Source organism: Clavibacter sp. VKM Ac-2873 (genome assembly GCF_015351075.1).
Classification (GTDB): Bacteria; Actinomycetota; Actinomycetes; order Actinomycetales; family Microbacteriaceae; genus Clavibacter.
In genome coordinates, this window is sequence record NZ_JADKRS010000001.1 from 1 (window position 1) to 26,496 (window position 26,496).

General features: G+C 71.2%; 28 protein-coding genes. 16 read left to right on the forward strand and 12 right to left on the reverse strand.

Going from position 1 to position 26,496, the window contains the following annotated elements:
- On the forward strand, nt 1-408 hold a 408-nt coding region (locus tag ITJ44_RS00005), incomplete at its 5' end, for an OB-fold nucleic acid binding domain-containing protein (RefSeq protein ID WP_228494447.1).
- Nucleotides 409-454: 46 nt separating this feature from the next.
- Here ITJ44_RS00005 and ITJ44_RS00010 read toward each other — a convergent pair.
- Complete coding sequence (locus ITJ44_RS00010; protein WP_194632773.1) at nt 455-970, reverse strand: flavin reductase family protein; 516 nt, start codon at nt 968-970, stop codon at nt 455-457.
- A 61-nt stretch (nt 971-1,031) separates the two neighbouring features.
- On the opposite strand from ITJ44_RS00010, the gene hisD reads away from it, so the two are divergent.
- The 3 genes from hisD (at nt 1,032) to ITJ44_RS00025 (ending at nt 3,924) form a co-directional block, all read left to right on the forward strand.
- Complete coding sequence (gene hisD, locus ITJ44_RS00015) at nt 1,032-2,336, forward strand: histidinol dehydrogenase (RefSeq protein WP_194633994.1); 1,305 nt, start codon at nt 1,032-1,034, stop codon at nt 2,334-2,336.
- A 17-nt stretch (nt 2,337-2,353) separates the two neighbouring features.
- Nucleotides 2,354-2,827 carry a transcriptional regulator NrdR gene (gene nrdR / locus ITJ44_RS00020; protein ID WP_012298763.1) on the forward strand — a complete coding sequence of 158 codons (474 nt, stop codon included), beginning with the start codon at nt 2,354-2,356 and terminating at the stop codon, nt 2,825-2,827.
- A 62-nt stretch (nt 2,828-2,889) separates the two neighbouring features.
- The gene (locus ITJ44_RS00025) at nt 2,890-3,924 is read left to right on the forward strand and encodes a quinone-dependent dihydroorotate dehydrogenase (RefSeq protein ID WP_194632774.1); all 1,035 of its coding nucleotides are present in this window, start codon (nt 2,890-2,892) and stop codon (nt 3,922-3,924) included.
- A 42-nt stretch (nt 3,925-3,966) separates the two neighbouring features.
- Here ITJ44_RS00025 and ITJ44_RS00030 read toward each other — a convergent pair whose 3' ends face one another.
- Nucleotides 3,967-4,560 carry a DUF3043 domain-containing protein gene (locus tag ITJ44_RS00030; RefSeq protein WP_194632775.1) on the reverse strand — a complete coding sequence of 198 codons (594 nt, stop codon included), beginning with the start codon at nt 4,558-4,560 and terminating at the stop codon, nt 3,967-3,969.
- A 40-nt stretch (nt 4,561-4,600) separates the two neighbouring features.
- On the opposite strand from ITJ44_RS00030, the gene ITJ44_RS00035 reads away from it, so the two are divergent.
- The 6 genes from ITJ44_RS00035 to ITJ44_RS00060 all read left to right on the forward strand — a co-directional run bounded on the left by ITJ44_RS00035 (nt 4,601) and on the right by ITJ44_RS00060 (nt 10,172).
- Nucleotides 4,601-6,022 carry a dipeptidase gene (locus tag ITJ44_RS00035; protein WP_194632776.1) on the forward strand — a complete coding sequence of 474 codons (1,422 nt, stop codon included), beginning with the start codon at nt 4,601-4,603 and terminating at the stop codon, nt 6,020-6,022.
- Between the two features lie 135 nt (nt 6,023-6,157).
- Complete coding sequence (erpA, locus tag ITJ44_RS00040) at nt 6,158-6,520, forward strand: iron-sulfur cluster insertion protein ErpA (protein WP_012038530.1); 363 nt, start codon at nt 6,158-6,160, stop codon at nt 6,518-6,520.
- Nucleotides 6,521-6,644: 124 nt separating this feature from the next.
- On the forward strand, nt 6,645-7,556 hold the full coding sequence (gene coxB / locus ITJ44_RS00045; RefSeq protein WP_194632777.1) for a cytochrome c oxidase subunit II: 912 nt from the start codon (nt 6,645-6,647) through the stop codon (nt 7,554-7,556).
- A gap of 10 nt (nt 7,557-7,566) precedes the next feature.
- Nucleotides 7,567-9,312 carry a cytochrome c oxidase subunit I gene (gene ctaD / locus ITJ44_RS00050; protein WP_194632778.1) on the forward strand — a complete coding sequence of 582 codons (1,746 nt, stop codon included), beginning with the start codon at nt 7,567-7,569 and terminating at the stop codon, nt 9,310-9,312.
- A 1-nt stretch (nt 9,313) separates the two neighbouring features.
- Nucleotides 9,314-9,730 (forward strand): cytochrome c oxidase subunit 4, encoded by a 417-nt coding sequence (locus ITJ44_RS00055; protein WP_194632779.1) that lies wholly within the window; start codon nt 9,314-9,316, stop codon nt 9,728-9,730.
- Between the two features lie 4 nt (nt 9,731-9,734).
- A complete protein-coding gene (locus tag ITJ44_RS00060; RefSeq protein ID WP_194632780.1) occupies nt 9,735-10,172 on the forward strand; it encodes a GNAT family N-acetyltransferase in 438 nt (145 codons plus the stop codon).
- A gap of 558 nt (nt 10,173-10,730) precedes the next feature.
- Here the strand turns inward: ITJ44_RS00060 and ITJ44_RS00065 are convergent.
- The 5 genes from ITJ44_RS00065 to ITJ44_RS00085 all read right to left on the reverse strand — a co-directional run bounded on the left by ITJ44_RS00065 (nt 10,731) and on the right by ITJ44_RS00085 (nt 16,002).
- Complete coding sequence (locus ITJ44_RS00065; RefSeq protein ID WP_194632781.1) at nt 10,731-11,651, reverse strand: methyltransferase domain-containing protein; 921 nt, start codon at nt 11,649-11,651, stop codon at nt 10,731-10,733.
- A gap of 115 nt (nt 11,652-11,766) precedes the next feature.
- Entirely contained in the window at nt 11,767-13,401 is a 1,635-nt protein-coding gene (locus tag ITJ44_RS00070) for a cytochrome bc complex cytochrome b subunit (RefSeq protein WP_370551589.1), read from the reverse strand.
- Nucleotides 13,382-14,491 (reverse strand): ubiquinol-cytochrome c reductase iron-sulfur subunit, encoded by a 1,110-nt coding sequence (locus ITJ44_RS00075; protein ID WP_194632783.1) that lies wholly within the window; start codon nt 14,489-14,491, stop codon nt 13,382-13,384. Before ITJ44_RS00075 ends, ITJ44_RS00070 begins: the two co-directional genes overlap by 20 nt.
- 45 nt (nt 14,492-14,536) lie before the next feature.
- The gene (locus ITJ44_RS00080; RefSeq protein ID WP_194632784.1) at nt 14,537-15,337 is read right to left on the reverse strand and encodes a c-type cytochrome; all 801 of its coding nucleotides are present in this window, start codon (nt 15,335-15,337) and stop codon (nt 14,537-14,539) included.
- Between the two features lie 26 nt (nt 15,338-15,363).
- Nucleotides 15,364-16,002, reverse strand: a complete 639-nt coding sequence (locus tag ITJ44_RS00085; protein ID WP_194632785.1) for a heme-copper oxidase subunit III — start codon at nt 16,000-16,002, stop codon at nt 15,364-15,366.
- Nucleotides 16,003-16,082: 80 nt separating this feature from the next.
- Between ITJ44_RS00085 and trpD the strand changes: the two genes are divergently transcribed.
- Both trpD and ITJ44_RS00095 read left to right on the forward strand, forming a co-directional pair.
- The gene (gene trpD / locus ITJ44_RS00090; RefSeq protein WP_194632786.1) at nt 16,083-17,138 is read left to right on the forward strand and encodes an anthranilate phosphoribosyltransferase; all 1,056 of its coding nucleotides are present in this window, start codon (nt 16,083-16,085) and stop codon (nt 17,136-17,138) included.
- 47 nt (nt 17,139-17,185) lie between these two features.
- A complete protein-coding gene (locus ITJ44_RS00095; RefSeq protein ID WP_194632787.1) occupies nt 17,186-17,932 on the forward strand; it encodes an SOS response-associated peptidase in 747 nt (248 codons plus the stop codon).
- 106 nt (nt 17,933-18,038) lie between these two features.
- On the opposite strand, the gene glpK is transcribed toward ITJ44_RS00095, so the two are convergent.
- Both glpK and ITJ44_RS00105 read right to left on the reverse strand, forming a co-directional pair.
- Nucleotides 18,039-19,556, reverse strand: a complete 1,518-nt coding sequence (gene glpK, locus ITJ44_RS00100) for a glycerol kinase GlpK (RefSeq protein WP_194632788.1) — start codon at nt 19,554-19,556, stop codon at nt 18,039-18,041.
- Between the two features lie 28 nt (nt 19,557-19,584).
- Nucleotides 19,585-20,391 carry an MIP/aquaporin family protein gene (locus ITJ44_RS00105; RefSeq protein WP_194632789.1) on the reverse strand — a complete coding sequence of 269 codons (807 nt, stop codon included), beginning with the start codon at nt 20,389-20,391 and terminating at the stop codon, nt 19,585-19,587.
- A gap of 229 nt (nt 20,392-20,620) precedes the next feature.
- Here ITJ44_RS00105 and dhaK point away from each other — a divergent pair, with 229 nt between their 5' ends.
- From dhaK to dhaM, 3 genes are read left to right on the forward strand one after another with little or no spacing between them, the layout of a single operon-like run.
- On the forward strand, nt 20,621-21,622 hold the full coding sequence (gene dhaK, locus ITJ44_RS00110) for a dihydroxyacetone kinase subunit DhaK (RefSeq protein WP_194632790.1): 1,002 nt from the start codon (nt 20,621-20,623) through the stop codon (nt 21,620-21,622).
- Between the two features lie 3 nt (nt 21,623-21,625).
- Complete coding sequence (dhaL, locus tag ITJ44_RS00115) at nt 21,626-22,279, forward strand: dihydroxyacetone kinase subunit DhaL (RefSeq protein WP_194632791.1); 654 nt, start codon at nt 21,626-21,628, stop codon at nt 22,277-22,279.
- Entirely contained in the window at nt 22,276-23,010 is a 735-nt protein-coding gene (gene dhaM, locus ITJ44_RS00120) for a dihydroxyacetone kinase phosphoryl donor subunit DhaM (RefSeq protein ID WP_194632792.1), read from the forward strand. Before dhaL ends, dhaM begins: the two co-directional genes overlap by 4 nt.
- Nucleotides 23,011-23,035: 25 nt before the next feature.
- On the opposite strand, the gene ITJ44_RS00125 is transcribed toward dhaM, so the two are convergent.
- On the reverse strand, nt 23,036-23,449 hold the full coding sequence (locus ITJ44_RS00125) for a YchJ family protein (RefSeq protein ID WP_194632793.1): 414 nt from the start codon (nt 23,447-23,449) through the stop codon (nt 23,036-23,038).
- 89 nt (nt 23,450-23,538) lie between these two features.
- Between ITJ44_RS00125 and ITJ44_RS00130 the strand changes: the two genes are divergently transcribed.
- A complete protein-coding gene (locus ITJ44_RS00130; RefSeq protein WP_194632794.1) occupies nt 23,539-24,054 on the forward strand; it encodes a DinB family protein in 516 nt (171 codons plus the stop codon).
- A gap of 54 nt (nt 24,055-24,108) precedes the next feature.
- On the opposite strand, the gene ITJ44_RS00135 is transcribed toward ITJ44_RS00130, so the two are convergent.
- Both ITJ44_RS00135 and ITJ44_RS00140 read right to left on the reverse strand, forming a co-directional pair.
- Nucleotides 24,109-24,600 (reverse strand): glutathione peroxidase, encoded by a 492-nt coding sequence (locus tag ITJ44_RS00135; RefSeq protein ID WP_194632795.1) that lies wholly within the window; start codon nt 24,598-24,600, stop codon nt 24,109-24,111.
- 107 nt (nt 24,601-24,707) lie between these two features.
- Complete coding sequence (locus ITJ44_RS00140) at nt 24,708-26,468, reverse strand: glycerol-3-phosphate dehydrogenase/oxidase (RefSeq protein WP_194632796.1); 1,761 nt, start codon at nt 26,466-26,468, stop codon at nt 24,708-24,710.
- Nucleotides 26,469-26,496: the final 28 nt, after the last annotated feature.

A 26,496-nucleotide genomic window follows, 5' to 3' on the forward strand; every position in this document is an offset into this window, starting at 1 on the left:
GTGCAGCTCGAGGACTTCGGCGGCGAGATCACCTGCATGTTCATGGGCAAGGCGTACCAGGAGTTCGCGCCGGCCCTGCAGGGCGACACCGTCGTGGTGATCCGGGGCCGCGTGTCCACGCGCGACGACGGCATGAACATCCACGCCTTCTCGATGTTCCAGCCCGACCTCGGGCAGAGCCTCGGCTCGGGTCCGCTGCTCATCAGCCTCGCGGAGAACCGCGCGACGACGGAGACCGTGATGGGCCTCAACGACGTCCTCATCCGCCACTCGGGCGACACCGAGGTGCGGCTGCAGCTCGTGAAGGGCGACACGGGGCGGGTGTTCGAGATCCCGTTCCCGGTCACGGTGAGCGCGGACCTCTACGGCGAGCTGAAGTCGCTGCTCGGGCCGAACTGCCTGGGCTGATCCGCGGGGTCCCGTCCCCGGATGTCGGGGCCGGGGGAGCCGTCGCTCAGGCCTCGTCGCCCGGCCGCAGGTAGCGGCGGGCGTGGTAGACGAGCGGCTCGTCGTCGACGCCCGCCCCGCCGTCCTCGATGCGCACGATCACCACGATCGCGTCGTGCACGTGCACCCGCTCGACGATCCGGGCGACGAGGAGCGCCGTCCCGCCCGCGAGCACGGGCAGGCCGTGCGGGCCGGCGGACCAGTGGTCGCCGGCGAACCGCTCGGACGCCGGCCCGCTGAGCCGCTCCGCGAGGTGCCGGTCGCGGGCGCCGAGCACGTGGATCGCGACGTGGTCGGCGGTCGCGATGGCGGCGGCGCTCGACGCCGTACGGGCCAGGCTGAAGCTCGCGAGCGGCGGATCCGCGGAGACGGAGGCGAGCGACGTCGCCGTGAATCCCACGGGGGAGCCCTGGGCGTCGCGCGCCGTGACGACCGCGACGCCGGCGGCATGGCGCCGGAACGCGGCGCGGAAGGCGGCCTGGCCTGCGGCCTCGGCGAGCGTGGTGGCGGGGTGCGCGTCCATGCCAGGAGACGCTAGCCGCCGGATCCGCCCGACGCCCGATCGGTAGACTTCCGGAGTCATGATGCGCATCCAGGACCTCCGCGGCACCACGCCCAGCACCGCCGACCTTCTCGACCTCCTCCCGCGTCCGGTCACCGACGTGGCCGTCGCGCTCGACGTGGCGCGCGAGATGGTGGACGACGTGCGCACGCGGGGGAGCGCCGCGCTCCTCGACCAGGCCGAGCGGCTCGACCGGGTCCGTCCGGAGTCGCTCCGCGTCCCCGCCGGAGCCATCGCCGCGGCCGTCGACGCCCTCGATCCGGCCGTCCGCGCCGCCCTCGAGGAGGCCATCCGCCGTGTCCGCCTGGGCTCCGCCGCGCAGGTCCCGCCGGAGACCACCACCACGGTCGTCCCCGGCGGCACCATCGTCCAGCGCTGGCAGCCCGTCCGCCGCGTCGGCCTCTACGCGCCGGGCGGCAAGGCCGTCTACCCGTCGAGCGTCGTGATGAACGTCGTCGCGGCGCAGGTCGCCGGCGTCGCGAGCATCGCCCTCGCGTCGCCCGCGCAGGCCGCGCACGGCGGATCCGTGCACCCCGTCATCCTCGGCGCCGCGGGCCTCCTCGGCGTCGACGAGGTCTACGCCATGGGCGGCGCCGGGGCCATCGGCGCCTTCGCGCACGGCGTCCCGGATCTCGGCCTCGAGCCCGTCGACGTCGTCACGGGCCCCGGCAACATCTACGTCGCGGCCGCCAAGCGCGTCGTCCGCGGCGTCACCGGCATCGACTCCGAGGCCGGCACGACCGAGATCCTCGTGATCGCCGACGCGCACGCGGACGCGCGCCTGATCGCCGCCGACCTCGTCAGCCAGGCGGAGCACGACGAGATGGCGGCATCCGTCCTCATCACCGACTCGCCCGAGCTCGCGCGCGCCGTCGATGCCGAGGTCGAGGCGTCGGCCGCCACCACCCCGCACGCGGCCCGCGTCGGCCAGGCGCTCACCGGCCCGCAGTCCGCCATCCTCGTGGTCGACGACCTCCCCACGGCCGCGCGCTACAGCGACGCCTACGGACCCGAGCACCTCTCCGTGCAGACCGCCGACCCCGACGTGCTCCTCGCGCACCTGCACAGCGCCGGCGCGATCTTCCTGGGCCCGCACTCGCCGGTGAGCCTCGGCGACTACCTCGCGGGATCCAACCACGTGCTCCCCACGGGCGGCCAGGCGCGCTTCGGCTCCGGCCTCGGCGCGTACACGTTCCTGCGCCCGCAGCAGGTCGTGCGCTATGACGCCGACGCGCTGCGCGAGGCGGAGCCCATGATCGTCGCGCTCAGCCGCGCCGAGGACCTGCCCGCCCACGGCGACGCGGTGACGGCGCGCCTCACCCGCTGACGTATCCTGGCCATACGATGTTCTGCCCCTTCTGCCGCCACCCCGACTCCCGCGTCGTCGACTCCCGCACGAGCGACGACGGCCTGTCGATCCGCCGGCGTCGGCAGTGCCCCGAGTGCGGCCGCCGCTTCAGCACCACCGAGACCGCGAGCCTCAGCGTGATCAAGCGCAACGGCGTCGTCGAGCCGTTCAGCCGGGAGAAGATCGTCACGGGCGTCCGCAAGGCTTGCCAGGGCCGTCCCGTCACCGACACCGACCTCGCGGTCCTCGCGCAGCGCGTGGAGGAGGCGATCCGGGCCACGGGCGCGTCGCAGATCGAGGCGAACGACATCGGGCTGAGCATCCTGCCGCCGCTCCGCGAGCTCGACGAGGTCGCGTACCTCCGCTTCGCCAGCGTCTACCAGGGCTTCGACTCGCTCGACGACTTCGAGGCGGCCATCGCGCAGCTCCGCGTCGCGCACGCCGCGACCCCCGACGCCGACGCTCTCTGACCTGGCCGCCGAGCGGTCCGCGGCACCCGGCGGCACGTCACGCAGGCGCTAGCCTGGTGCCGATGTATCCCCTCCTCTTCCGCACGGTCCTGTCCCGCATGGACCCGGAGGACGCCCACCACCTCGCGTCCACGGCCATCGCCCTCCTCCCGTCGTCCGGCCTCGGCTGGATCGCCCGGCGGTTGACCGCACCGGATCCGGCGCTCGCGGTCGACGCGCTCGGCCTCCGCTTCCCGTCCCCGTTCGGCGTCGCCGCGGGCTTCGACAAGGACGCCCACGCCGTGCTCGGCCTCGGCCAGCTCGGCTTCGGCCACGTCGAGGTCGGCACCGTCACCGCCGAGGCGCAGCCCGGCAACCCGCGCCCCCGCCTCTTCCGGCTCATCGAGGACCGCGCGGTCATCAACCGCATGGGCTTCAACAACGGGGGAGCGGCAGCCCTCGCGGATCGCCTCCGTCGTCTGCGGACCCGGCGCGACCGGCCGCTGATCGGCGTCAACATCGGCAAGACCCGTGTGGTGGCGGTCGAGGACGCCGTGGCCGACTACGTCCGGTCCACGCGCCTGGTCGCCCCCGTCGCCGACTACCTGGCCGTCAACGTGAGCTCGCCGAACACGCCGGGGCTCCGCGGTCTGCAGGAGATCGAGCTGCTCCGGCCGCTGCTCACGAGCATCCGCGACGCGGCGGACGGCGTGCCCGTCCTCGTCAAGATCGCGCCCGACCTGCAGGACGCCGAGGTGGAGCGCATCGCCGGTCTGGCGACGGAGCTGGGCCTCGCGGGCGTCATCGCCACGAACACGACCCTCTCTCGCGCGGATCTCCGGACGGATGCCGCTGCGGTCGAGGCGGCCGGCGCCGGCGGGCTCTCCGGTGCGCCGCTCGCACCGCGCGCGCTCGAGGTCCTCCGGATCCTCCGCCGCGTGCTGCCGGCCGACGCGTGCATCATCTCCGTCGGCGGCGTCGACACGGCCGAGGACGTGCAGGCGCGACTCGACGCGGGCGCCACGCTCGTCCAGGGGTACACGGCGTTCCTGTACCGCGGCCCGCTCTGGGCCCGGTCGGTCAACGCCGGGCTCGCCCGGATGCGTCGACCACGCTGAACGGGTCCTGCTGACCGCCCGTCCGGGCGGGACGACGTCCGGTCAGCTGAAGGTGACGTCCTCGCGCCGCTTCACCTGCGGCTTGGGCAGGCGCATCGGCCGCATCTGGATGGTGCGCATGCCCGTGTACCAGCGGATCCCGCGCTCGACGCGGTCGGCACCGACGCGGGCGACGATCGCGGCCCGGACGCGACGACCGGTGAAGTAGGCATCGATGATCGCGGCGATGACGAACACGTAGATCGACAGCAGCGGGATGGCCGACAGGTTCGGCAGCACGAACGTGAGCACGACCACGACGCCCATCACGGGCAGCAGCAGCTCGCCGACGCTCCAGCGCGCGTCCACCACGTCGCGCGCGAACCGCTTCTGCGGGCCCTTGTCGCGGACGGGCAGGTAGCGCTCGTCCCCGGCGGCCATGCCGGCGTTGGCCCGGGCACGCGCCTCGCGTGCCTTCTCCTTGGCCTGCTGCGCCGCCAGCTTGCGGTCCTGGGGCACGAGCGGGCGGAGGTTCGCGGCCTCCCGCTCCCGACGGGTCGGGGTGGGGCCCTTCTTCCCGTCGGCCGTGCGGCCGTCGACGGGCGTCGGGACGCTCGTCTCGGAAGGGGTCTCTGCGGGGGTCTGCTGCTTCGCCACGTCTCTCGTCCTTGCCTGGAGTGAATCTAAGATTACCTGCATGACGCCTCCCGACACCTCCGCAGACGCCGTGACCGCACCGGACCAGGAGGCCGTCGACCGGCTCGCCGCCGCCGTCGCGGGCGGGCTGCCCACCACGATCGCCGACCTCTCGGCCCTCGTGCGCATCCCCTCCGTGTCGTGGCCGGCCTTCGACCCGACGCACGTCGTCGCCAGCGCGGACGCCGTCGCGGGCCTCCTCGCGGGGCTCGGCGTCTTCGACGACGTCTCCGTCCACCGCGCCACGACGCCGTCGGGCGACGACGGGCAGCCGGCCGTCCTCGCCACGCGCGCCCCGCGGAACGGCAAGCCCACGGTCCTCCTCTACGCCCACCACGACGTGCAGCCCCCCGGAGCGGACGAGCACTGGGAGACCCCGCCCTTCGAGCCCACCCTCCGCGGCGATCGGCTGCACGGCCGCGGCGCCTCCGACGACAAGGCCGGCATCATGACCCACGTCGCGGCCATCCGCGCGCTCGTCGAGGCGGAGGGCGACGACCTCGAGCTCGGCCTCGCCGTGTTCATCGAGGGGGAGGAGGAGGCCGGATCCCGCTCCTTCGCCGACTTCCTCGCCACGCACCACGACGCCCTCGCCGCCGATGTCATCGTCGTCGCGGACAGCGACAACTGGGATGTCGACACCCCCTCCATCACCATCGCCCTCCGTGGCAACGTCACCTTCCGCCTCACGGTGCGCACGCTCGACCACGCGTCGCACTCCGGCATGTTCGGCGGCGCCGTCCCCGACGCGATGATGGCGGCCGTCCGCCTCCTCGACTCGTTCTGGGACGCGGACGGGTCCGTCGCCGTCGCGGGCCTCACCTCGACGGAGATGGACACCCCCGCGTACGACGACGCCCGCCTGGCCGAGGAGGCCGCGCTCCTGACCGGCGTCTCCCCGATCGGCACCGGCCCGATCCTCACGCGCCTGTGGGCGCAGCCCTCCATCACCGTCACGGGGATCGACGCGCCCTCCGTCGCCAACGCGAGCAACACGCTCCTGCCGGAGGTGTCCGTGCGCATCAGCGCGCGCATCGCCCCGGGCCAGACGGCGGCGGACGCCTACCGCGCCCTCGAGGAGCACATCCAGGGCAACCGTCCCTTCGGGGCGCACGTGGAGATCAGCGACGTCGACCAGGGCGATCCGTTCCTCGTCGACACGACCGGCTGGGCGATGGCCGAGGCCACTGCCGCCATGACGGCCGGCTGGGGTCGCGCCCCCGTGCAGGCGGGCATCGGCGGATCCATCCCCTTCATCGCCGACCTCGTCGAGGCGTTCCCGTCCGCGCAGATCCTGGTGACCGGGGTCGAGGACCCGGACACGCGGGCCCACAGCCCGAACGAGTCGCAGCACCTCGGGGTGCTGCAGCGGGCGATCCTCAGCGAGGCCGTCCTCCTGTCGCGCATCGCCCGGCGCGCCTGACGGTCGTCGACGGGTCCTCGGAGCGCGTGGCGGACAGGGCCGGCCGACGGGAACACCCGGGTGACTCCCGCGGTTGCACGACGTAGACTCCACCGGAGTCGCCCGACCGCAGATCCCACCACCCGAGGAGTGCTCATGACCGACACCACGCTGACCGAGACCGCCCAGGCGGCCCACCGCGTCGGACTCACGGACACCGCGGCGAGCAAGGTCAAGAGCCTGCTCCAGCAGGAGGGCCGCGAGGACCTCCGCCTCCGCGTCGCCGTCCAGCCCGGCGGCTGCTCCGGCCTCATCTACCAGCTGTACTTCGACGAGCGCGAGCTCGACGGCGACGCCACGGTCGACTTCGACGGCGTCGAGGTCATCGTCGACAAGATGAGCGTCCCGTACCTCGACGGCGCGACCATCGACTTCGAGGACACCATCCAGAAGCAGGGCTTCACCATCGACAACCCGAACGCGGGCGGCTCGTGCGCGTGCGGTGACTCGTTCCACTGACACACGGAACGGTAAGCGGATCTGGGCCCGGAAACACGGGCCTCGAGCAGGGAGTCGTCCTTCGGGCGGCTCCCTGTCGCGTAGTGTGGAACCCGTCACATCCGGTTCTTCGAAGGGTCTGCACGTGCGCTTCACTCGCCGTCAACGTTGGCTGACGATCCCCGTCGCCCTGGGCATCTCGGTACTCCTCGCAGGGTGCACGCAGCAGCAGCTCCAGGGCTTCCTGCCGACGGAACCGGGCACGACCAACCACGTCGACTCGGTCATCGGCCTCTGGGTCACCGCCTGGATCGTCCTCCTCGCCGTCGGCGTCCTCACCTGGGGCCTCACCATCTGGGCCGCGGTCGTCTACCGTCGCCGCAAGGGCCAGACCGGCCTGCCGGTGCAGATGCGCTACAACATGCCGATCGAGATCTTCTACACGATCGTGCCGCTGATCCTCGTGCTCGGGTTCTTCGCGTTCACCGCCAAGGACCAGGCCGCGATCGAGGCGCGCTTCGACAAGCCCGAGGTCAAGGTCCAGGTCTTCGGCAAGCAGTGGGCCTGGGACTTCAACTACAAGGGCGGCGAGACCGAGGCGGGCCAGGCGCTCGAGGGCGGTGCCTACGAGCAGGGCGTCCAGGCGGTCGACGACCCGACCGGCCCCCAGGGCTCCATCGACAAGGACAAGCTCCCCACGCTCTACCTGCCGGTCAACACCAAGGTCGAGCTCGAGCTCAACACCCGCGACACGCTGCACTCCTTCTGGGTGGTGGACTTCCTCTACAAGAAGGACCTCATCTCCGGCAAGACGAACTACATGACGTTCATCCCGGAGAAGATCGGCACGTACAACGGCAAGTGCGCCGAGCTCTGCGGTGAATACCACTCCCTCATGCTGTTCCAGGTGAAGGTCGTGTCCATCGAGGACTACAACGCCTACATCGAGAGCCAGAAGGCGGCTGGATTCGCGGGCGACCTCGGCAAGGACTACGACCGCCTGCAGAACCTCCCCGGCACGGACGTGCCGGCCACCACCGAGTCGTCCGAGAAGTAGGGCACACATCGTGACATCGACACTGAATCGTCCCACCGCGATCCCCGCGGGTCAGGCGAAGGTCCTCGACGGTTCCGGCAAGGCCGAGCGTCGTGGGAACGTCGTGGTCAACTGGATCACCTCCACCGACCACAAGACGATCGGGTACCTGTACCTGATCACCTCGTTCCTCTACTTCTGCCTCGGCGGCGTCATGGCCCTCGTGATCCGCGCGCAGCTCTTCGAGCCGGGCCTGCACGTGGTGGAGACGAAGGAGCAGTACAACCAGCTCTTCACCATGCACGGCACGATCATGCTGCTCATGTTCGCGACGCCGCTGTTCGCCGGCTTCGCCAACGTGCTCATGCCGCTCCAGATCGGCGCTCCGGACGTCGCGTTCCCGCGCCTCAACGCGTTCGCGTACTGGCTGTTCAACTTCGGCTCGCTCATCGCGGTCGCCGGCTTCCTCACCCCCGCGGGCGCTGCCTCGTTCGGCTGGTTCGCGTACGCGCCATTGTCGAGCACGACGTTCTCGCCAGGTCTGGGAGGCAATCTCTGGGTGATGGGGCTCGCGCTCAGCGGATTCGGCACCATCCTCGGCGCGGTCAACTTCGTGACGACCATCATCACGATGCGCGCCCCCGGCATGACCATGTTCCGCATGCCGATCTTCACGTGGAACATCCTCGTGACGTCGATCCTCGTGCTGATGGCCTTCCCGGTGCTCGCCGCCGCGCTCTTCGGCCTCGGCGCCGACCGCATATTCGACGCGCACATCTACGACCCCGCCAACGGCGGCGCCATCCTCTGGCAGCACCTCTTCTGGTTCTTCGGGCACCCCGAGGTCTACATCATCGCGCTGCCGTTCTTCGGCATCGTGTCCGAGGTCTTCCCGGTGTTCAGCCGCAAGCCGATCTTCGGGTACAAGACGCTCGTCTACGCGACCATCTCCATCGCGGCCCTCTCGGTCACGGTCTGGGCGCACCACATGTACGTCACGGGTTCCGTCCTCCTCCCGTTCTTCTCGCTCATGACCATGCTCATCGCGGTCCCCACCGGCGTGAAGATCTTCAACTGGATCGGCACCATGTGGCGCGGCTCGGTCACGTTCGAGACGCCCATGCTCTGGGCGATCGGCTTCCTCATCACCTTCACGTTCGGCGGCCTGACCGGCGTCATCCTGGCGTCGCCCCCGCTGGACTTCCACGTGTCCGACACGTACTTCGTCGTGGCGCACTTCCACTACGTGGTGTTCGGCACCGTCGTGTTCGCCATGTTCTCCGGCTTCTACTTCTGGTGGCCGAAGTGGACGGGCAAGATGCTCAACGAGCGTCTCGGCAAGGTCCACTTCTGGCTGCTGTTCATCGGCTTCCACACCACGTTCCTCATCCAGCACTGGCTGGGCGTCATGGGCATGCCGCGTCGTTACGCGACGTACCAGCCCGAGGACGACTTCACGTGGATGAACCAGCTGTCCACGATCGGCGCCGGCATCCTCGCGCTGTCGATGATCCCGTTCTTCCTGAACGTCTGGATCACCGCGCGCACCGCGCCCAAGGTCACGGTCAACGACCCGTGGGGCTACGGCCGCTCGCTCGAGTGGGCGACGTCGTGCCCGCCGCCCCGACACAACTTCACGTCGATCCCGCGGATCCGCTCCGAGGCCCCGGCCTTCGACCTGAACCACCCCGAGGCGGGCATCCCCGTGGGAATCGGTCCGGCCAAGGACGCTCCCGATGCCGCGACCTACGACATCTCCAGCGACAAGGTGAAGTGACGTGCGCGCCAATAGGAACCTCTTCTACGTCCTCGCGGCCTTCTTCGTGGTCGCCGCGGCCGCCTATACGACCTGGCACCTCATCGACCAGGGCACGGTCGAGTGGGTCGGCACGCTGGCCATCGCCCTCTCGGGCGTCCTGGCCGCGTTCATCGGCTTCTTCGTGGCCCGCCTCTACGCCGCGCAGAACGGCGAGCTCCCCGAGGACCGCAGCGACGCCAACGTCGACGACGGCGACCCGGAGCTCGGCTTCTTCAGCCCCTGGAGCTGGTGGCCCGTGATCCTGGCGGCGGGCGCCGCTTCGGTGTTCCTCGGCCTCGCCGTGGGCATCTGGATCGCCATCATCGGCGGTGGGCTCGCGATCATCGCGCTCGTGGGCTGGACCTACGAGTACTACCGCGGCTACTTCGCGCGCTGATCCGATGGTCGACATCCGGCATGCCCAGGCCTCGGACGGCGATGCGGTGTTCGCGCTGTGCCAGCAGCTCGACATGATCAACGCCCCGGCGACGCGCGACGACTTCGACGTCACGTTCTTCCACATCCTGCGTGCCAACAAGGATGTGGGCCGCGACGTGCTCCTCGTCGCGGAGGACGGGGGCGAGGTCGTGGGCTACGCCTACCTGGTGGTGTCGAGGCTCCTCTACGCGGGTGGTCTCAGCGCGCATCTCGAGGAGCTGGTGGTGGACTCCACGTCGCGCAGCGCCGGCTCGGGGTCTGCCCTGGTCCGCGCGGTGGAGCGACTGTGCGGGGATCGCGGTGTCGGGCAGATCACCATGAGCACGCGTCGGGCCGGCGAGTTCTACAAGCGCCTGGGCTACGAGCGCACGGCGGAGTTCTACAAGAAGCTCCTGCGCTAGACGCTCGGTAGTCCGTCACGGATGCCCGGCCCCTGAGGTGGCCGGGCATCCGTGCGTTCGCGGGTGCGACGGGGTGGAGAGGAGGGCGGCGACGCGCACGGTGCGCACCGGGTCGCGAGACCGAGGAGCGCGGTGGCCGGGTCCAGGTGGGAGGGCGTGCCGGCCGGTTGTGAGCGCTCGGGTATCCGCCGACATGCACCCGCACAGGTCCCCGCGGACGCCTGACCGACGTCTGCGGATGGGCGACGGCTACGGCTGCGGAGGAGGGGCGCCGGCGGCCCCGCCACCGGCTTTCGCCGACGAGTCCGGCCGTCGGGCTTTGCTCCGTGCCCGGGCAGGCATCACGTGCCGCAGGCGGACCGGGGAGCCACCCCTGACGCGGGGGAACGTGGCCCTGCGCGGGCGGATGGCACGCTGATGCCGCGCCGCAGGCGGCGGCGTGAGCGGCCCGCGGGAGCCGCGTCAGGCCGGCGGATGTCCGGGGGCGCGCGCTGCAGGAGAAGCCCTGCCCCCTCGTCCGGGCACGCCGGGGGATCCGGAGGAACGGCTGCCCTCGGATCAGGCCGGGGCGTGCAGCTCGCGCCGCCGGAGGACGTGGATCATGACGTCGATCGTGACGCGCCGGCCCGTGGCGTCAGGCTCTGCCGTCCCGTCGATGGGGGAGGGCGGCGCGAGCTGATGCGCGCCGTCCTGGTGGTGGGCGGAGGGTCCCATGCCCAGAAGCGACTGGACATCCGTGCCCGACAGCTCCAGCACGCGGTGCACCCGCGACTCTGACACGCTGACGAAGAGCGGTGCGGCTGCCTCGAGGATCCGCTCGCGCTTGTCCTCCTGGACGCCCACGGCTCGTCCCTCTGCGCGGAGCTCGGAGAGGTGCTCCGGGCCGGCGGCGACGATGGCGACGTGCCCGCCGACGGAGAGCGCCCGGTGGAACTCGGGCAGGTTCCGCGGCGCGAAGACGTCGAGGATGACGTCGACCGCTCCGTCGCGCACGGGAAGCGCCGCCCACGTGTCGGTCACGAGGCCATCGACGTCAGGTCTCCCGCGTACGGCGATGGCGACGGCGGCGGGGGAGAGGTCGGCTGCGAGGCCGATGGAGCGGGGGAACCGGTCGAGGACGCGGTGGAGGTAGTGGCCCGTGCCACATCCCGCGTCGAGGACGCGGAGTCCCTCGGTCTCCGCCGGCATGGCACCCGCCAGCATCTCCCCGTCACCGCGCGTGGCTGCGACGATCGCGTGGATCAGCTCCTCGACGAGCGGTGCGTAGTGACCGCGCTCGAGGAACGCGTCGCGCGCCGCGAGCATGCCGGCCGAGTCGCCGGTGACACGGGTACCCGGCGCGAGCAGGGTGGCGTATCCGCGCTTGTTGACGTCGACGGCGTGACCGCGGTGGCACCGCAGCACGAGCGGCGGGACGGCGCCGAGGTCCGCACCGCAGGTGGGGCAGCGGAGCCACGATGCGAGCCGGACGAGATCCACGGGTGCTCCTCGAGCGGATGGCGGACGCGACAGGTGAACGTGCGAGAGCCGGCCCGGCATGGCGCCGGACCGGCTCTCGAACGGCGTCCGCTGGTCGACGCGGACGGGGTGAAGCCTAGTGGTGGTCTCCGTGGCTGCGCTCCACGTCCTTCGTGGTGACCGGGGAGATCCGGTCCTCGAAAAACCACTTGGACAGCGCCGCACGGGCCCGCTGGTTGACCGTGATGCGTCCACGGCTGTCCGGGCGGATCATGAGCGGCTTGTAGTCGTCGAAGCTCACCAGGCGCCAGCGCTCGTACTCGTCCAGCTGCTCGTGCACCTCGATGAACTCACCCCCGGGCAGCTTCACGATGCGGCCGGACTCGACGCCGTGGAGGGCGATCTCGCGGTCCTTCTTCATGAGCGCCAGGCAGATGCGCTTCGCGACCTGGTAGGCGATGACCGGTCCGAGGATCAGCAGCGCCTGGAGCGTGTGGATGACGCCCTCCATCGACACCTTGAAGTGCGTGGCGATGAGGTCGGAGCTCGCCGCGGACCAGAGGACCGCGTAGAACGTGACGCCGGCTGCGCCGATCGCCGTGCGCGTGGGGGCGTTCCGAGGGCGATCGAGGATGTGGTGCTCGCGCTTGTCTCCCGTGATCCACGCCTCGATGAAGGGGTAGAGCGCGACGAGCACGATGAACAGACCCAGGACCGTGATCGGCAGGATGATGTTGAACGAGAACGTGTGGTCGAACAGCACGAACTCGAGCCCCGGCGGCACGAGGCGCAGCGCGCCGTCCGCGAAGCCGATGTACCAGTCGGGCTGCGTTCCCGCCGACACCGGCGACGGGTCGTAGGGGCCGTAGTTCCAGATCGGGTTGATCGTGAAGAACGACGCCATGACGACGATCACGCCGAAGACGACGAAGAAGAACCCGCCGGCCTTCGCGGCGAACGTGGGGAGCACCGGAACGCCGACCACGTTCTCGTTCGTGCGGCCGGGGCCGGCGAACTGGGTGTGCTTGTGCACGACCACGAAGAGGAGGTGGAGCGCCAGGAACGCCACGAGGATCGCCGGCAGCAGCAGGATGTGCAGCGTGTAGAGCCTCGGGATGATGTGCGTGCCCGGGAACTCCCCGCCGAAGAGGAGGAAGGAGATCCAGGTGCCGATGACCGGGATGCCCTTCACCATGCCGTCGATGATGCGCAGGCCGTTGCCGGAGAGCAGGTCGTCGGGGAGGGAGTAGCCCGTGAAGCCCTCGGCCATCGCGAGGATGAAGAGCACGAAGCCGATGAACCAGTTGAGCTCGCGCGGCTTGCGGAACGCACCCGTGAAGTAGATGCGCAGCATGTGCAGGCCGATCGAGGCCACGAACAGCAGGGCCGCCCAGTGGTGGATCTGCCGCATGAGCAGTCCGCCGCGGATGTCGAACGAGATGTCCAGCGACGACGACATGGCCACGGACATCTCGACGCCCTTGAGGGGCGCGTACGAGCCGGCGTAGTGCGTCTCCGCCATCGACGGGTTGAAGAAGAAGGTCAGCCACGTGCCGGTGAGCAGGATGACGACGAAGCTGTAGAGCGCCACCTCGCCGAGCATGAAGGACCAGTGGTCGGGGAAGATCTTCCGCCCGAACTCCTTGACGGCGACGCTGACGCTGGTGCGCTCGTCGAGGTAGGTGGCGGCGGCGGCGGTGAGTCCGCCTCCGCTCTTGGCGGCGGGCGCGGTGGCACCCGTCGTGGTCGGATCAGCTGTTGTAGTCACCACGACGCTCCCAGAAACTCGCCCCTACGGGCTCGGTGAAATCACTCTGTGCAATGAGGTAGCCCTCGTCGTTGACGGCGATGGGCAGCTGCGGCAGGGGCCGCTTGGCCGGTCCGAAGATGACCTCGCAGTGGTTGGTCACGTCGAACTGGGACTGGTGGCAGGGGCAGAGCAGGTGGTGGGTCTGCTGCTCGTAGAGCGCCACCGGGCAACCCACGTGCGTGCAGACCTTGGAGTATGCGACGATCCCGTCGTAGGACCAGCCCTTGCGCTCCGGAGCCTCGACGAGGTCCTCGGGGCGGAGGCGCATGAGCAGCACCGCGGCCTTGGCCTTCTCCTCGAGCTTGCCCTCCTCGAGCTCCATCAGGGAGGCGGGGATGACGTGGAACGCGGACCCGATCGTGACGTCCGAGGCCTTGATGGGCGTGCCGGAGGGATCGCGGGTGAGGACCTCGCCCTTCTTCCACAGCGTGTGGCTCAGAGCGGAAGCGGGCTCCTCGGCGCTGCCCGGGTACAGGTCGCGGAACAGGATCACGGCCGGCAGCGGGAAGGCGACGAGGGCGCCGATCAGGCTGTTGCGGATGAGGGAGCGACGACCGAAGCCGGACTCCTCGTTCGCCTGGGCGAAGATCTCCACGGCGCGCGCCTGCGTGGCGGGCGAGCCGCCCTGCGGGTGGCGCTCGTCGATCAGCTCGTGGTCGCTCATGAGCGCCTTGGACCAGTGGATGGCGCCGATGCCGAGGCTCAGGAGCGCGAGGGCGATGCCGACGCCGAGGAAGAGGTTGTTCAGCCGCACGCTGCCCGGGTCGTCCGCGTAGATCGGGAAGCCGAAGTAGGCGCCGATCGCGAACACGCTGCCCACGATGGACAGGTAGAACCAGGTGTAGACGACGCGTTCGGCCGTCTTCGCCTTCTTCGGGTCCTTGTCGGTGACGCGGAGGCGGTGCTCCGGGAAGCCGGGGTTCTGGAAGCCGTCGCGCGTGGCGACGGCGGTGCCGCCGGCGAGGACGACGTCGCGACCGGCCGGCTCGAGCTCGCCGGCGTCGGAGCCCGCGGGGACGACGGCCGACTCGTCCTTATCGTCGTGTGCCATGTGCGTGCCTCTCCTGAGTTCTGGTGCGGGTCATCGATGCGGGCGTCAGTTGGACTTCGCCGTGAGCCACACGGTCAGGGCGACGATGCCGCCGAGGCCGAAGATCCACATGAAGAGACCCTCGGACACCGGGCCGAGCCCGCCGAGGTTCGCGCCGCCGACCGTGCTGTTCTCCTGGATGTACTGCAGCGACGTGATGATGTCGCGCTTGTCCTCGGGGGAGATGTTCGTGTCGTTGAAGACCGGCATGTTCTGCGGGCCCGTGACCATCGCCTCGTAGATGTGGACCGGGGCCACGCCCTCGAGGCTGGGGGCGAACTTGCCCTCGGTGAGGGCGCCGCCGGCCGCGGCCACGTTGTGGCACATGGCGCAGTTGATGCGGAAGAGCTCCGCGCCGTTCGCCGCGTCGCCCTTGCCGTCGAGGTACTGGCCGTCGGGGATGGCCGGGCCGGGGGCCAGGGAGGCGACGTACGCCGCGAGCTGCTTGACCTGGGTGTCGGTGAACTGCGCGGGCTTCTCCGGCGCCTGGACGGTGGTGCCCTGCAGCGGCATGCGGCCGGTGCCGACCTGGAAGTCGACGGAAGCGGCGCCGACGCCGATGAGGGTCGGGGCCACGCCGGTGCCGGTCGCGTCCATGCCGTGGCACGTCGCGCAGTTGGAGCCGAAGAGCTTCTGGCCCTCGTCGATGGTCTGCGCGGACTTCAGGTCGACCTCGGCCGACGCGCTGCCCGACTGGATCATCGAGTAGGCGGCGCCCGTCGTGATGAGGCCGATCGCGAGGAGGGCGATGGTGGTCAGGGGGCTGCGGCGACCGGTTCGACGGGCGCGTGCTGTCTTGGTGCTCATGCTGTGGTTGTTGCTCCCGCTCGGTGCTATTTGAGGACGTAGATGACCAGGAAGAGCCCGATCCAGACGACGTCGACGAAGTGCCAGTAGTAGGACACGACGATGGCGCTCGTCGCCTCCCTGTGCCCCATCGACCGGACGGCGAAGATGCGCCCGATGACGAGGAGGAAGGCGATGAGGCCACCGGTGACGTGCAGGCCGTGGAAGCCCGTGGTCATGTAGAACGCCGAGCCGTAGGCGTTTCCGGCGAGCGTGATGCCCTCGGTGACGAGGGTCGCGTACTCGAAGATCTGGCCGACGACGAAGATGGCGCCGAGGGCGTAGGTGAGGAAGAACCACTCGACCGTGCCCCACTGGCTGGGCTTCCATCCCGTGGCGCGCGCCTGCAGGCGCTCGGCCGCGAAGACGCCGAACTGGCAGGTGAACGAGCTCGACACGAGGATGAGCGTGTTCACGAGGGAGAAGGGCACGTTGAGGCGACCCGCCTCGAACTCCCAGAGGGCGCCGGACGTGGAGCGGAGGGTGAAGTAGATCGCGAAGAGACCCGCGAAGAACATCACCTCGCTGCCGAGCCACACGATGGTGCCGACGGCGACCGTGTTCGGCCGGTTCACCACCGGCGCGGTCGATACTGGGGAGATTGAGGTGGTCGTCACAGGTTCCATTATGACCTAGGCCGACGACACCCGACGCCCACCCGGGCCGCCCGTGAGATCCGATCCAGCCGCTCGTTAGGCTGATCGCCATGCCCTCCGCCCCGACCTGGCCCGCTCTCATCACCACGCTCATCGAGGGACGTCACCTGTCGGTGTCGGAGTCCACCTGGGCGATGCGCCAGGTGATGCGCGGGGAGGCCACCCCCGCGCAGCTGGGCGGCCTCCTGGTCGCGCTGCGCGCCTCGGGCGAGACGGTCGACGAGATCGTCGGCTTCCGCGACGCGGTGCTCGAAGAGGCGCTCCCGCTCGACGCGGATCCCCGTGCCCTCGACATCGTGGGGACGGGAGGCGACCCTTACGGCGCCGTCCTCAACATCTCGTCGGTGGCCTCCATCATCGCCGCCGCCTCCGGGGTGCCCGTCATCAAGCACGGCAACCGCGGGGCGAGCTCCTCCTCGGGGGCGTCGGACGTGCTGACGGCCCTCGGGGTCGACCTGACCATCGCGCCCGAGCGCGTCGCCGCCGTGCTCCGCGAGACGGGCATCACGTACGCCCACGCCGCCCTCTTCCACCCGGGCTTCCGCCACGCAGCGGCCACCCGGCGCGAGCTCGGCATCTCGACGCTGTTCAACGTGCTCGGCCCGCTCTGCAACCCGGCGCGCCCCGAGGCGTCGGCCGTGGGCGTCGCCGACCTCTCGCGCGTCCCGCTCATGGTCGGCGTGTTCCGGACCCGCGGTGCCACCGCGCTCGTGTACCGGGGCGACGACGGCATCGACAAGCTCACCACCACCGGGCACAGCCACATCTGGGAGGTGAGTCGGGGTGCGGTGACCGAGCACGATCTCGACCCGCTCGAGCTCGGGATCCCGAGAGCTCCCATCGAGGCGCTCCTCGGCGAGGGGATCGAGGAGAACGCGCAGGTGATCCGCCGCGTCCTCGCCGGCGAACCGGGTGCGCAGCGCGACGTCGTGCTGCTGAACGCGGCCGCGGGCCTCGAGGCCTTCGACCTGATGGGCGACCCGACGCGCGTCCAGCAGCCCATGGCGCGGCGGCTCCGCGAGAAGGTCGCCGTCGCGGCCGATGCCGTGGACTCCGGCCGCGCCGCCCGGAAGCTCGAGGAGTGGGTGGCCGCGACGCGCGCCTGATCCGCGCCGCCGCCGGCGATGTCCGGGGCGCGGCGGATGATGGACGCATGTGCGGGAGATTCGTGGTGGCGCGGGCGACGGGCGACCTCGTCGGCGACTGGTCGGTGGACGACGTGGAGGGCGACGATCCGTCCCCCTCGTGGAACGTCGCGCCCACGACCACGGTCCGCATGGTCGCCGACCGCCATCCGCGTGACGATGCCGCCGGCGCGGTCCGCCGCGTCCTCACCGGCGCCCGGTGGGGCATCGTCCCGCCGTGGGCGAAGGCCGTGCAGGGGGCTCCGCTCATCAACGCGCGCGTCGAGACGGTCACGGAGAAGCCGACGTTCCGCCGCGCCGTCCTCACGCGGCGTGCCGTCGTCCCGGCGGACGGGTACTACGAGTGGCAGGCCACCGCATCCGGCAAGCAGCCCGTCTACCTGCACGGCGCGGACGATCAGCCGCTGGCGTTCGCCGCCGTGTACGAGCACTGGCGTGATCCGGCGGTGCCGGACGGGGAGCCCGGCGCGTGGCTGCGGAGCCTCGCGATCATCACGTCCGCCGCGAGCGACGCGCTCGGGCACATCCACGACCGCACGCCCGTGATCGTCCCGCGCGAGCGACTGGACGACTGGCTGGACGCGGGCACGACGGCCGTGGACGACGTCCGGCACCTGCTCGGCTCGCTGCCGGAGCCGCACCTCGTGCCGCGGCTCGTGTCGACGCGCGTCAACAGCGTGCGGAACGACGGGCCCGACCTCGTGGCGCCCCTCGACGAGGGATCCATCGGCGACGGGCAGCCGACGCTGATCTGACGCGCCCCGCGGCCGCGGCCGCGGCCGCGGCGCCGGCGACGCGCCCCGCGGACGACGCACGCCCCGTCACCGAGGGCGACGGGGCGGGCGGATCGTGCGGTGCGGTCTACTGCACGTCGTCGTCGACCCAGTCGAAGGTCTTCGTGACGGCCTTCTTCCAGAGGCGCAGCTGGCGCTCGCGCTCGGCGTCGTCCATGTCCGGCGTCCAGCGGCTGTCCTCCTGCCAGTTCTGGCGGAGGTCGTCGAGGTCCTTCCAGAACCCGACGGCGAGGCCGGCGGCGTACGCGGCGCCGAGCGCGGTGGTCTCCGCGACGACTGGGCGGACGACGGGCACGCCGAGGATGTCGGCCTGGAACTGCATCAGCAGGTTGTTCGCGATCATGCCGCCGTCGACCTTGAGCTCGGTGAGGTCGACGCCGGAGTCGGCGTTGACCGCGTCGAGCACCTCGCGCGTCTGGAAGGCCGTGGCCTCCAGCGCGGCGCGGGCGATGTGGCCCTTGTTGACGTAGCGCGTGAGGCCCACGAGCGCACCGCGCGCGTCCGAGCGCCAGTACGGCGCGAACAGGCCGGAGAACGCGGGGACGAAGTACACGCCGCCGTTGTCCTCGACCGTGGCCGCGAGCGCCTCGATCTCCGCGGCGCTCGACACGAGGCCGAGGTTGTCGCGCATCCACTGCACGAGCGAGCCCGTGACGGCGATGGAGCCCTCGAGCGCGTAGTGCGGCTCCTGGTCGCCCAGCTTGTAGCCGAGCGTCGTGAGGAGGCCGTTCTGCGAGTGGATGATGTCGGTGCCGGTGTTGAAGATCAGGAAGTTGCCGGTGCCGTACGTGTTCTTCGACTCGCCCTGGTCGAAGGCCGCCTGGCCGAAGGTCGCCGCCTGCTGGTCGCCGAGGATGCCCGCGATGGGCACCTCGCGGAGGAGGCTGGACGACTCGACCTGGCCGTAGACCTCCGAGGAGCTCTTGATCTCGGGGAGCATCGAGCGCGGCACGTCGAAGGCCTTCAGGATCTCGTCGTCCCACTGGAGCGTCTCGAGGTCCATGAACAGCGTGCGGGAGGCGTTGGTCACGTCGGTGACGTGGACGCCGCCGTCGGTGCCGCCGGTGAGGTTCCAGAGGACCCAGGTGTCGGTCGTGCCGAACATGAGGTCGCCGGCCTCGGCCTTCTCGCGGGCGCCGTCGACGTTCTCGAGGATCCAGACGATCTTCGTGCCCGAGAAGTAGGTGGCGAGCGGCAGCCCGACGGTGGGCTTGAAGCGCTCGACGCCGCCGTCGGCCGCGAGGCGGTCGACGATCTTCTGGGTGCGCGTGTCCTGCCAGACGATGGCGTTGTAGACGGGCTTGCCGGTGGTGCGGTCCCAGACGACGGCGGTCTCGCGCTGGTTGGTGATGCCCACGGCCTCGACGTCGTGGCGCGTGATGTCGGCCTTGGACAGCGCCTGGCCGATGACCTCGCGCGTGTTGCGCCAGATCTCCATCGGGTCGTGCTCGACCCAGCCGGCGCGGGGGAAGATCTGCTCGTGCTCGAGCTGGCCGGTGGAGACGATGGATCCGCTGTGGTCGAAGACGATGGCCCGCGTGCTGGTGGTGCCCTGGTCGATGGCGACGATGTACTTCTCGCTCATGTGGTCTCTCCTATGAGGTGTGGGGGATCTAGAGGATGGGGAGCAGCGCGTAGGACGCGAGGCCGGCGAGCAGTCCGCCGATGGCGGGGCCGACGACGGGGACCCACGCATAGGACCAGTCGCTCGAGCCCTTGCCCTTGATGGGGAGGAACGCGTGCGCGATGCGGGGACCGAGGTCACGGGCCGGGTTGATGGCGTAGCCGGTCGGCCCGCCGAGGGATGCGCCGATGCCGACCACGAGGAGCGCGACGGGGATGGCGCCGAGGGCCGAGAGTCCGGCCGGGGTGGACGCGTCGGGGTCGGGGTTGTTCGCGAGGCTGAAGCCGAGGATCACGATGACGAGCACGAAGGTGCCGATGATCTCGGTCACGAGGTTCCACGCGTAGTTGCGGATGGACGGGCCGGTCGAGAACACGCCGAGCTTGGTGGCCGCGTCGGGCTCCTCGTCGAAGTGCTGCTTGTAGGCGAGCCAGCAGAAGACCGCGCCGATGATCGCGCCGACCATCTGGGCGAGGATGTAGACGGGGACGCTCGCGACGTCCTCGATCTTGCCGGCCGCGAGGAGGCCGAGCGTGACCGCCGGGTTGAGGTGCGCACCGGACGCGTACGAGACGGTGACACCGGCGAAGACCGCGAGGCCCCAGCCGAAGTTGACCATCAGGGTGCCTCCGGCGAGCCCCTTCGACTTGATGAGCGCGACGTTCGCCACGACTCCGCATCCGAGGAGGACGAGCAGGGCGGTGCCCACCGTCTCCGACAGGAATATGACTCCAAGATCCACTGCGTGGTGCTCCGATCGTTCGTCGAGGCGCGGGTACGACCTCTGCCGCATCATCGCGGTGGGTCCAATCTAGTGCCGGTGGAGGCGGCTGCCCTGTCGCGCCTGGCCGCTGTGCGACGCGGATCCCCGCTCGCGCGCGAGGGCCGGCCGGAGGCTGTCGGAACGCGTCGGGCCGGGCGTATGTTGGCGGCACACCCGAGTCGCCGCCGACCGAGTCCCGTCCTCGATCCGGCTCGGATGCGCGGCTGTCTTCCGGCCGCCCGAGACCCGCGAGGAGCCGGCCGTGAAGAAGCTGATCAACGACCCGAGGGCGGTGGCCGACGAGGCCGTCGCGGGCTTCGCCGCCGCCCACCCCGATCTGGTCGCGCTGAGCGCGGATCCGCTGTTCGTCCGGCGCGCGGAGCCCACCCGCGCCGGCCGCGTCGCCCTCGTCAGCGGCGGTGGCAGCGGTCACGAGCCGCTCCACGCCGGGTTCGTGGGCCACGGGATGCTCGACGCCGCCGTCCCCGGACCGGTGTTCACGAGCCCCACCCCGGATCCCGTCGTCGCCGCCACCCTGGCCGTGGACGGCGGGGCGGGCGTGCTCCACATCGTGAAGAACTACACGGGCGACGTCCTCAACTTCGAGACCGCGGCCGAGCTCGCGGAGGCGGAGGGCGTGCCGGTGCGGACCGTCGTGGTCGACGACGACGTCGCGGTCACCGACTCCCTCTACACGGCCGGGCGCCGCGGGGTGGCGGGCACCGTGCTGGTGGAGCGCATCGCGGGTGCCGCCGCGGAGCGCGGGGACGACCTGGACGCGGTCGCGTCGATCGCCGAGCGGGTGATCGGGCAGGTGCGGAGCATGGGCGTCGCCATCCGCGCCTGCACGGTCCCGCATGCCGGCGAGCCGAGCTTCGCGCTCGAGGACGACGAGATGGAGATCGGCATCGGGATCCACGGCGAGCCCGGTCGCGTCAAGCTGCCGCTCGAGCCCGTGGACGCGATCGTCGAACGACTCCTCGACCCCGTCCTGCAGGATCTGGCCGCGCCGGCCGGCAGCCGCGTGCTGCTGCTCGTGAACGGGATGGGCGCGACGCCGCTGTCCGAGCTCTACATCGCCTACCGCCGCGCTGCCGCCGTGCTCGAGGAGGCCGGTCTGACGGTCGCGCGCAGCCTCGTGGGAGACTACGTGACGGCCCTCGACATGGAGGGACTGTCCCTCACGGTGCTCCTGCTCGACGACGAGCTCGTCGACCTGTGGGACTCGCCCGTGCAGACCGCCGCGCTGCGGTGGGGGAGGTAGCTCATGGCACTCGGGACCGAGTGGGTCGTCGCCTGGATCACGGAGGCGGCGCGGGTCGTCGCCGACCAGCGCGGTGCGCTCATCACCCTCGACCGCGAGATCGGCGACGGCGACCACGGCGAGAACCTCGACCGGGGATTCGGCGCCGTCACGGAGAAGCTCCGGGTCATGGGGCCGGGCGCCGCTCCCGCCGACGTGCTGAAGACCGTCGCCACCACGCTCATCTCCACCGTCGGCGGCGCATCCGGCCCGCTGCTCGGCACCGCGTACCTCAAGGCATCGGCGGCGGTCGCGGGCCGCTCCGACCTCGACGCGTCCGCGATCGCCGACCTCCTCGAGGCGGCACTGGGCGGGATCGTCCTCCGCGGCAAGGCCGAGCGGGGCGACAAGACGATGGTGGACGCCTGGGGTCCCGCCGCCGAGGCCGCGCGCGCGGCCGCGGACGCGGGATCCTCGCCGGTCGACGCCCTGGAGGCGGCTGCGGACGCCGCCGCGCGCGGGGCGGAGGCGACGGAGCCGCTCGTGGCCCGCAAGGGACGCGCGTCCTACCTGGGCGACCGCGCCATCGGCCACCGGGATCCGGGTGCCCAGTCGTCCGCGCTCATCCTGCGCGCCGCGGCCACGACCGCCCGCGCCTCCGACGGGGCCGCCTCGTGAGCGTCGGCCTCGTCCTCGTCTCCCACAGCGCCCTCATCGCGCACGGGCTCGTCGACCTGGCGCGCCAGATGGCGCCGACGGTCGCGCTCGTGCCCGCGGGCGGATCGGGCGACGGCACGCGCGCCGACGCGGGCATCGGCACGAGCTTCGACGTGGTCTCCGCGGCTCTCGCGGAGGCGGAGGGCGGCGACGGGGTCGTCGTGCTCGCCGACCTGGGATCCGCGTACCTCACGGCCGAGACCGCCATCGACCTCCTCGACGAGGACGCCGCCGCGCGCGTGGTCGTCGTGCGCGCGCCGTTGGTGGAGGGCGCGGTCGCCGCGGCGGTCGCCGCCGAGACGGGCGGGTCGCTCGACGACGTGGCCGCGGCCGCCGCCTCGGCCGCGAGCGCGGACGCCGCGGAGGACGCCGATGCGGGCATCGCGCCGGATCCACGCGCCGACGGCACGGAACCCGCTCCCGCGTCGGGTGGGGGCACCGTCCGCGGCGAGGCCACCCTGGTCAACCGCGACGGCCTGCACGCGCGGCCCGCGGCCGACTTCGTCACGCGCGCGTCCGCCTACTCGGCGGCCGTCACCGTCAACGGACAGAACGCCGCGTCGCTCCTCGGCGTCATGGCCCTCGGCCTCACGCGCGGCGCGCACGTCGTCATCGAGGCGACGGGCGACGACGCCGAGGAGGCCCTCACCGCGCTGGTCGAGCTGATCGAGTCGGGGTTCGGGGAGGCCTGACGTCCGGCGCCCGGGGGCGCACCCGTCAGAGGGCGTCGAGGTAGACCCAGGATCCCTCGTGCCGGACGAAGCGGCTCGCCTCGCGCTGGCTGCCGCGCTCCCCGTCCTGCCGGTAGGCCGCCTCGAAGTCGACGACGCCCGTCGTGTCGTCGGGCCCGCCCCGCGACGTGCCGTGGATCGTGAGCCGGAACCAGCGCACGGACGGGTCGAGCTCGATCTCCTCGGGCCGTGTCGACGGATGCCAGCTGCGCGCCAGGTAGGCCGAGTCACCGCGGGAGTAGGCGGCGAAGCGGGAGCGCATCAGCCGCTCGGCGGTCGGCGCCCCAGCGCCCCGGTGCAGCGGACCGCAGCACGCGCCGTACGGATCGCCGCTCGTGCAGGGGCACCAGGAGTCGTCGTCGGGCGTCGACCACTGGGCGTCGGGGGAGAGGCGCGTCATCCTCCGAGCCTCCCACGCCGGGAACCGGAGCAGGATGGGGGAGCGGCCGCCCCGCGGACCCGCGCGACCCACGACCCGAGGAGCGCACCATGACCCCCGCCACCGACCTGCTCGTGGACGCCTACGGGCGCATCGCCGAGATCGTGCGCGACGCTCTCGACGGCCTCGACGCCGACGACCTCGCCTTCCGCCCGGATCCGGAGGCCAACTCCATCGGTTGGCTCGTCTGGCACCTCGCCCGCGTGCAGGACGCCCAGGTCGCCGATGTCGCGGGCCGGGAGCAGACCTGGTCGAGCGGCGGATGGGCGGAGCGCTTCGCCCTGCCGTTCGACGAGACCGCGACCGGATACGGGCAGTCGCCCGAGGACGTCGCGGCTCTGGGCGGCGTCACGTCCGAGTTGTTGATCGGCTACCTCGACGCCGTGCAGGCGGCCACTCTCGCCTCCCTGGCGGGGCTCGGCGACGCCGAGCTGGACCGCGTGGTCGACGCGGGCTGGACCCCGCCCGTGACGCTCGGCGCCCGCCTCGTCAGCGTGCTCTCCGACGACCTGCAGCACGCTGGGCAGGCGTCCTACCTCGCGGGTCTCCTCGCGCGTCGCCGCTGATCCGCAGCGGTCACCCGGTCGGCGCGGCCGCGGCCGCGGGCGCCGGCGGTGCGCTCAGGCGGGCAGCTCGGATTCGATGAGCGACACGATCTCGGGCGCGTCCGGCTCGACGGTCGGCCGGAAGCGGTGCACGGCACCCGACGGCGTGACGACGAACTTCTCGAAGTTCCACTTGACGCGGCCGGCCTTGCCGTCCGCGTCGGGCGTCTTCGTCAGCTCCGCGTAGACGGGGTGCGCGGAGCGGCCGTTGACCTTGACCTTCTCCATCATCGGGAAGGTGACGCCCCACGTGGTGGAGCAGTACTCGTCGATGGCCTCCGCGGATCCGAGCTCCTGCAGGAACTGGTTGCTCGGGAAGCCGATGACGGTGAACCCCCGCTCCCCGTAGGTGCGCTGCAGCTGCTCGAGCTTCTCGTACTGCGGCGCGAGGCCGCAGCGCGAGGCGACGTTGACGACGAGCACGACCTTGTCGGCGTACGCGCCGAAGGTGGTGTCCTCGCCCTGGAGGGTGGTCAGCGGGATCGGGTCGAGCCGGGGATGGGTCATGGCCCGAACCTAGACCCGTCCCCTGACAGCGGCTCCCGAGACGACGGGAGGCCGGCCGCCCCTCGGCGACCGGCCTCCGATGCGGATGCGCTCCGCGCGGCGTCTCGCTAGTTCGCGAACTCGGTGACGGTCGCGTCGGCCGCGACCTTCGTGGCGCCGACGTCGACGCCGTGGTACGTCCGCAGCGTGTCGACGGTGTCCTGGATCTCCGCGTCGCGCTCCTCGCCGGTCCAGCCGAGCGCGTCCTGGAGCACGTCCGCGATCTCCGCGAGCATCTCGTGGGTCACGCCGCCGACGAACGCGAGGTTCGTGCGACGCAGCACGACGTCGGCGAGGTGCACCGCGTCCTCGTGCGTGGCGAAGTACGCGATCTCGGCGCGCGTCAGCTGCGGGTCGGTCGCGAGCGGCGTCGACGGCTGTCCGGAGAGGACGTCGATGACGCTCGTGGCACGGGTGCCGTAGCGGTTCAGCAGGCGGTCGACCTGCTCGGTGCCGATGCCCTCCGCGCGGGCGGCCTGCGTGGCGATCCAGCGGGCGCGGGCGGTGCTGGAGGACGGGAAGTCCTTGCCGCCGCCGATGGGCATGCCCGTCGTGTCGACCGAGCGCTCCACGCCGAGGCGCGTGGTGGCCTCCGTGGAGAGGTGCGCGGACAGTGCGCGGAACGTCGTCCACTTGCCGCCCACGAGGCTCAGCACCTTGCTCCCGGTGAGACCCGCGATCTCGGTCTCGACGATGCGGTAGTCGCGTGACACGAAGCCGGGCGCCGTGTCCTCGTGGCGCGGAAGCGGGCGGATGCCCGAGTACCGGTACACGATGTGGTCGCGGCTCAGCTCGATCTGCGGGAAGACGTGCTTGACGAGGTCGAAGAAGTAGTCGACCTCCTCCTCGGTGCACACGGCCGGCTCGCTCGGGTCGGCGTCGATGTCCGTCGTGCCGATGAGCACGCGGCCCTTGAGCGGGTAGATGAGGACGATGCGGCCGTCGTTGTTCTCGAAGAAGATCTCGCGGCCCTTGGTGGCCTCGAGCAGCTCGGCGTTGTCGACGACGATGTGCGAGCCCTTGGTGCCGCCCATGAACTTCGTGTCGCCGCCCAAGGCCTCGTTGGTGAGGTCGGTCCAGGGTCCGGACGCGTTGACCACGACGTCCGCCTTCACGACGAACTCGGTGCCCGAGATCACGTCGCGCAGCTTCACGCCGCCGTCCGCGACGCCCACGGCCTCGAGGTAGTTCGCGCTGCGGGCGTGGTCGCCCGCGGCCAGGCCGTCCTTCAGCACGTCGAGCGCGAGGCGCTCGGGCTCGTGCACGGAGGCGTCGTAGTAGGTGCCCGTGAACTTGACGTCCTTGTTGAGCGCCGGCATGTCCTCGCGGGCCGCCTTGCCGATGCGGAAGCGGTGACGGGGGACCGAGCCGCCGTCGCGCGAGAAGGAGTCGTACAGCGTCATGCCGACGCTGATGAGCAGCGCGCCGCGCTCCTTGGTGGAGCGCTGCTTGTGGGTCAGCATGCGCAGCGGGGCGTTGAGGATGCCGGAGAAGGTGGAGAAGATCGGCATGGTCGTCTGCAGCGGCTTCACGTAGTGCGGCGCGATGCGGATCAGGCCGTTGCGCTCCTCGACGGACTCGCGGACGAGACGGAACTCGCCGTTCTCGAGGTAGCGGATGCCGCCGTGGATCATGTGCGAGCTGGCCGCCGAGGCGCCGGAGCCGTAGTCGGCGCGCTCGACGAGCACGACGTCGACGCCCTGGAGCGCCAGGTCGCGGAACGTCGCGATGCCGTTGATGCCGCCGCCGATGACGAGCACCTGCGCGCTCGGGCGGTCGTGGATGCGGGCGACGTTGTCCCGCAGGTCGGTCTTCTTCGACGTGGTCACGAGGAGGCTTCTCTCTGTTCGATGCGTG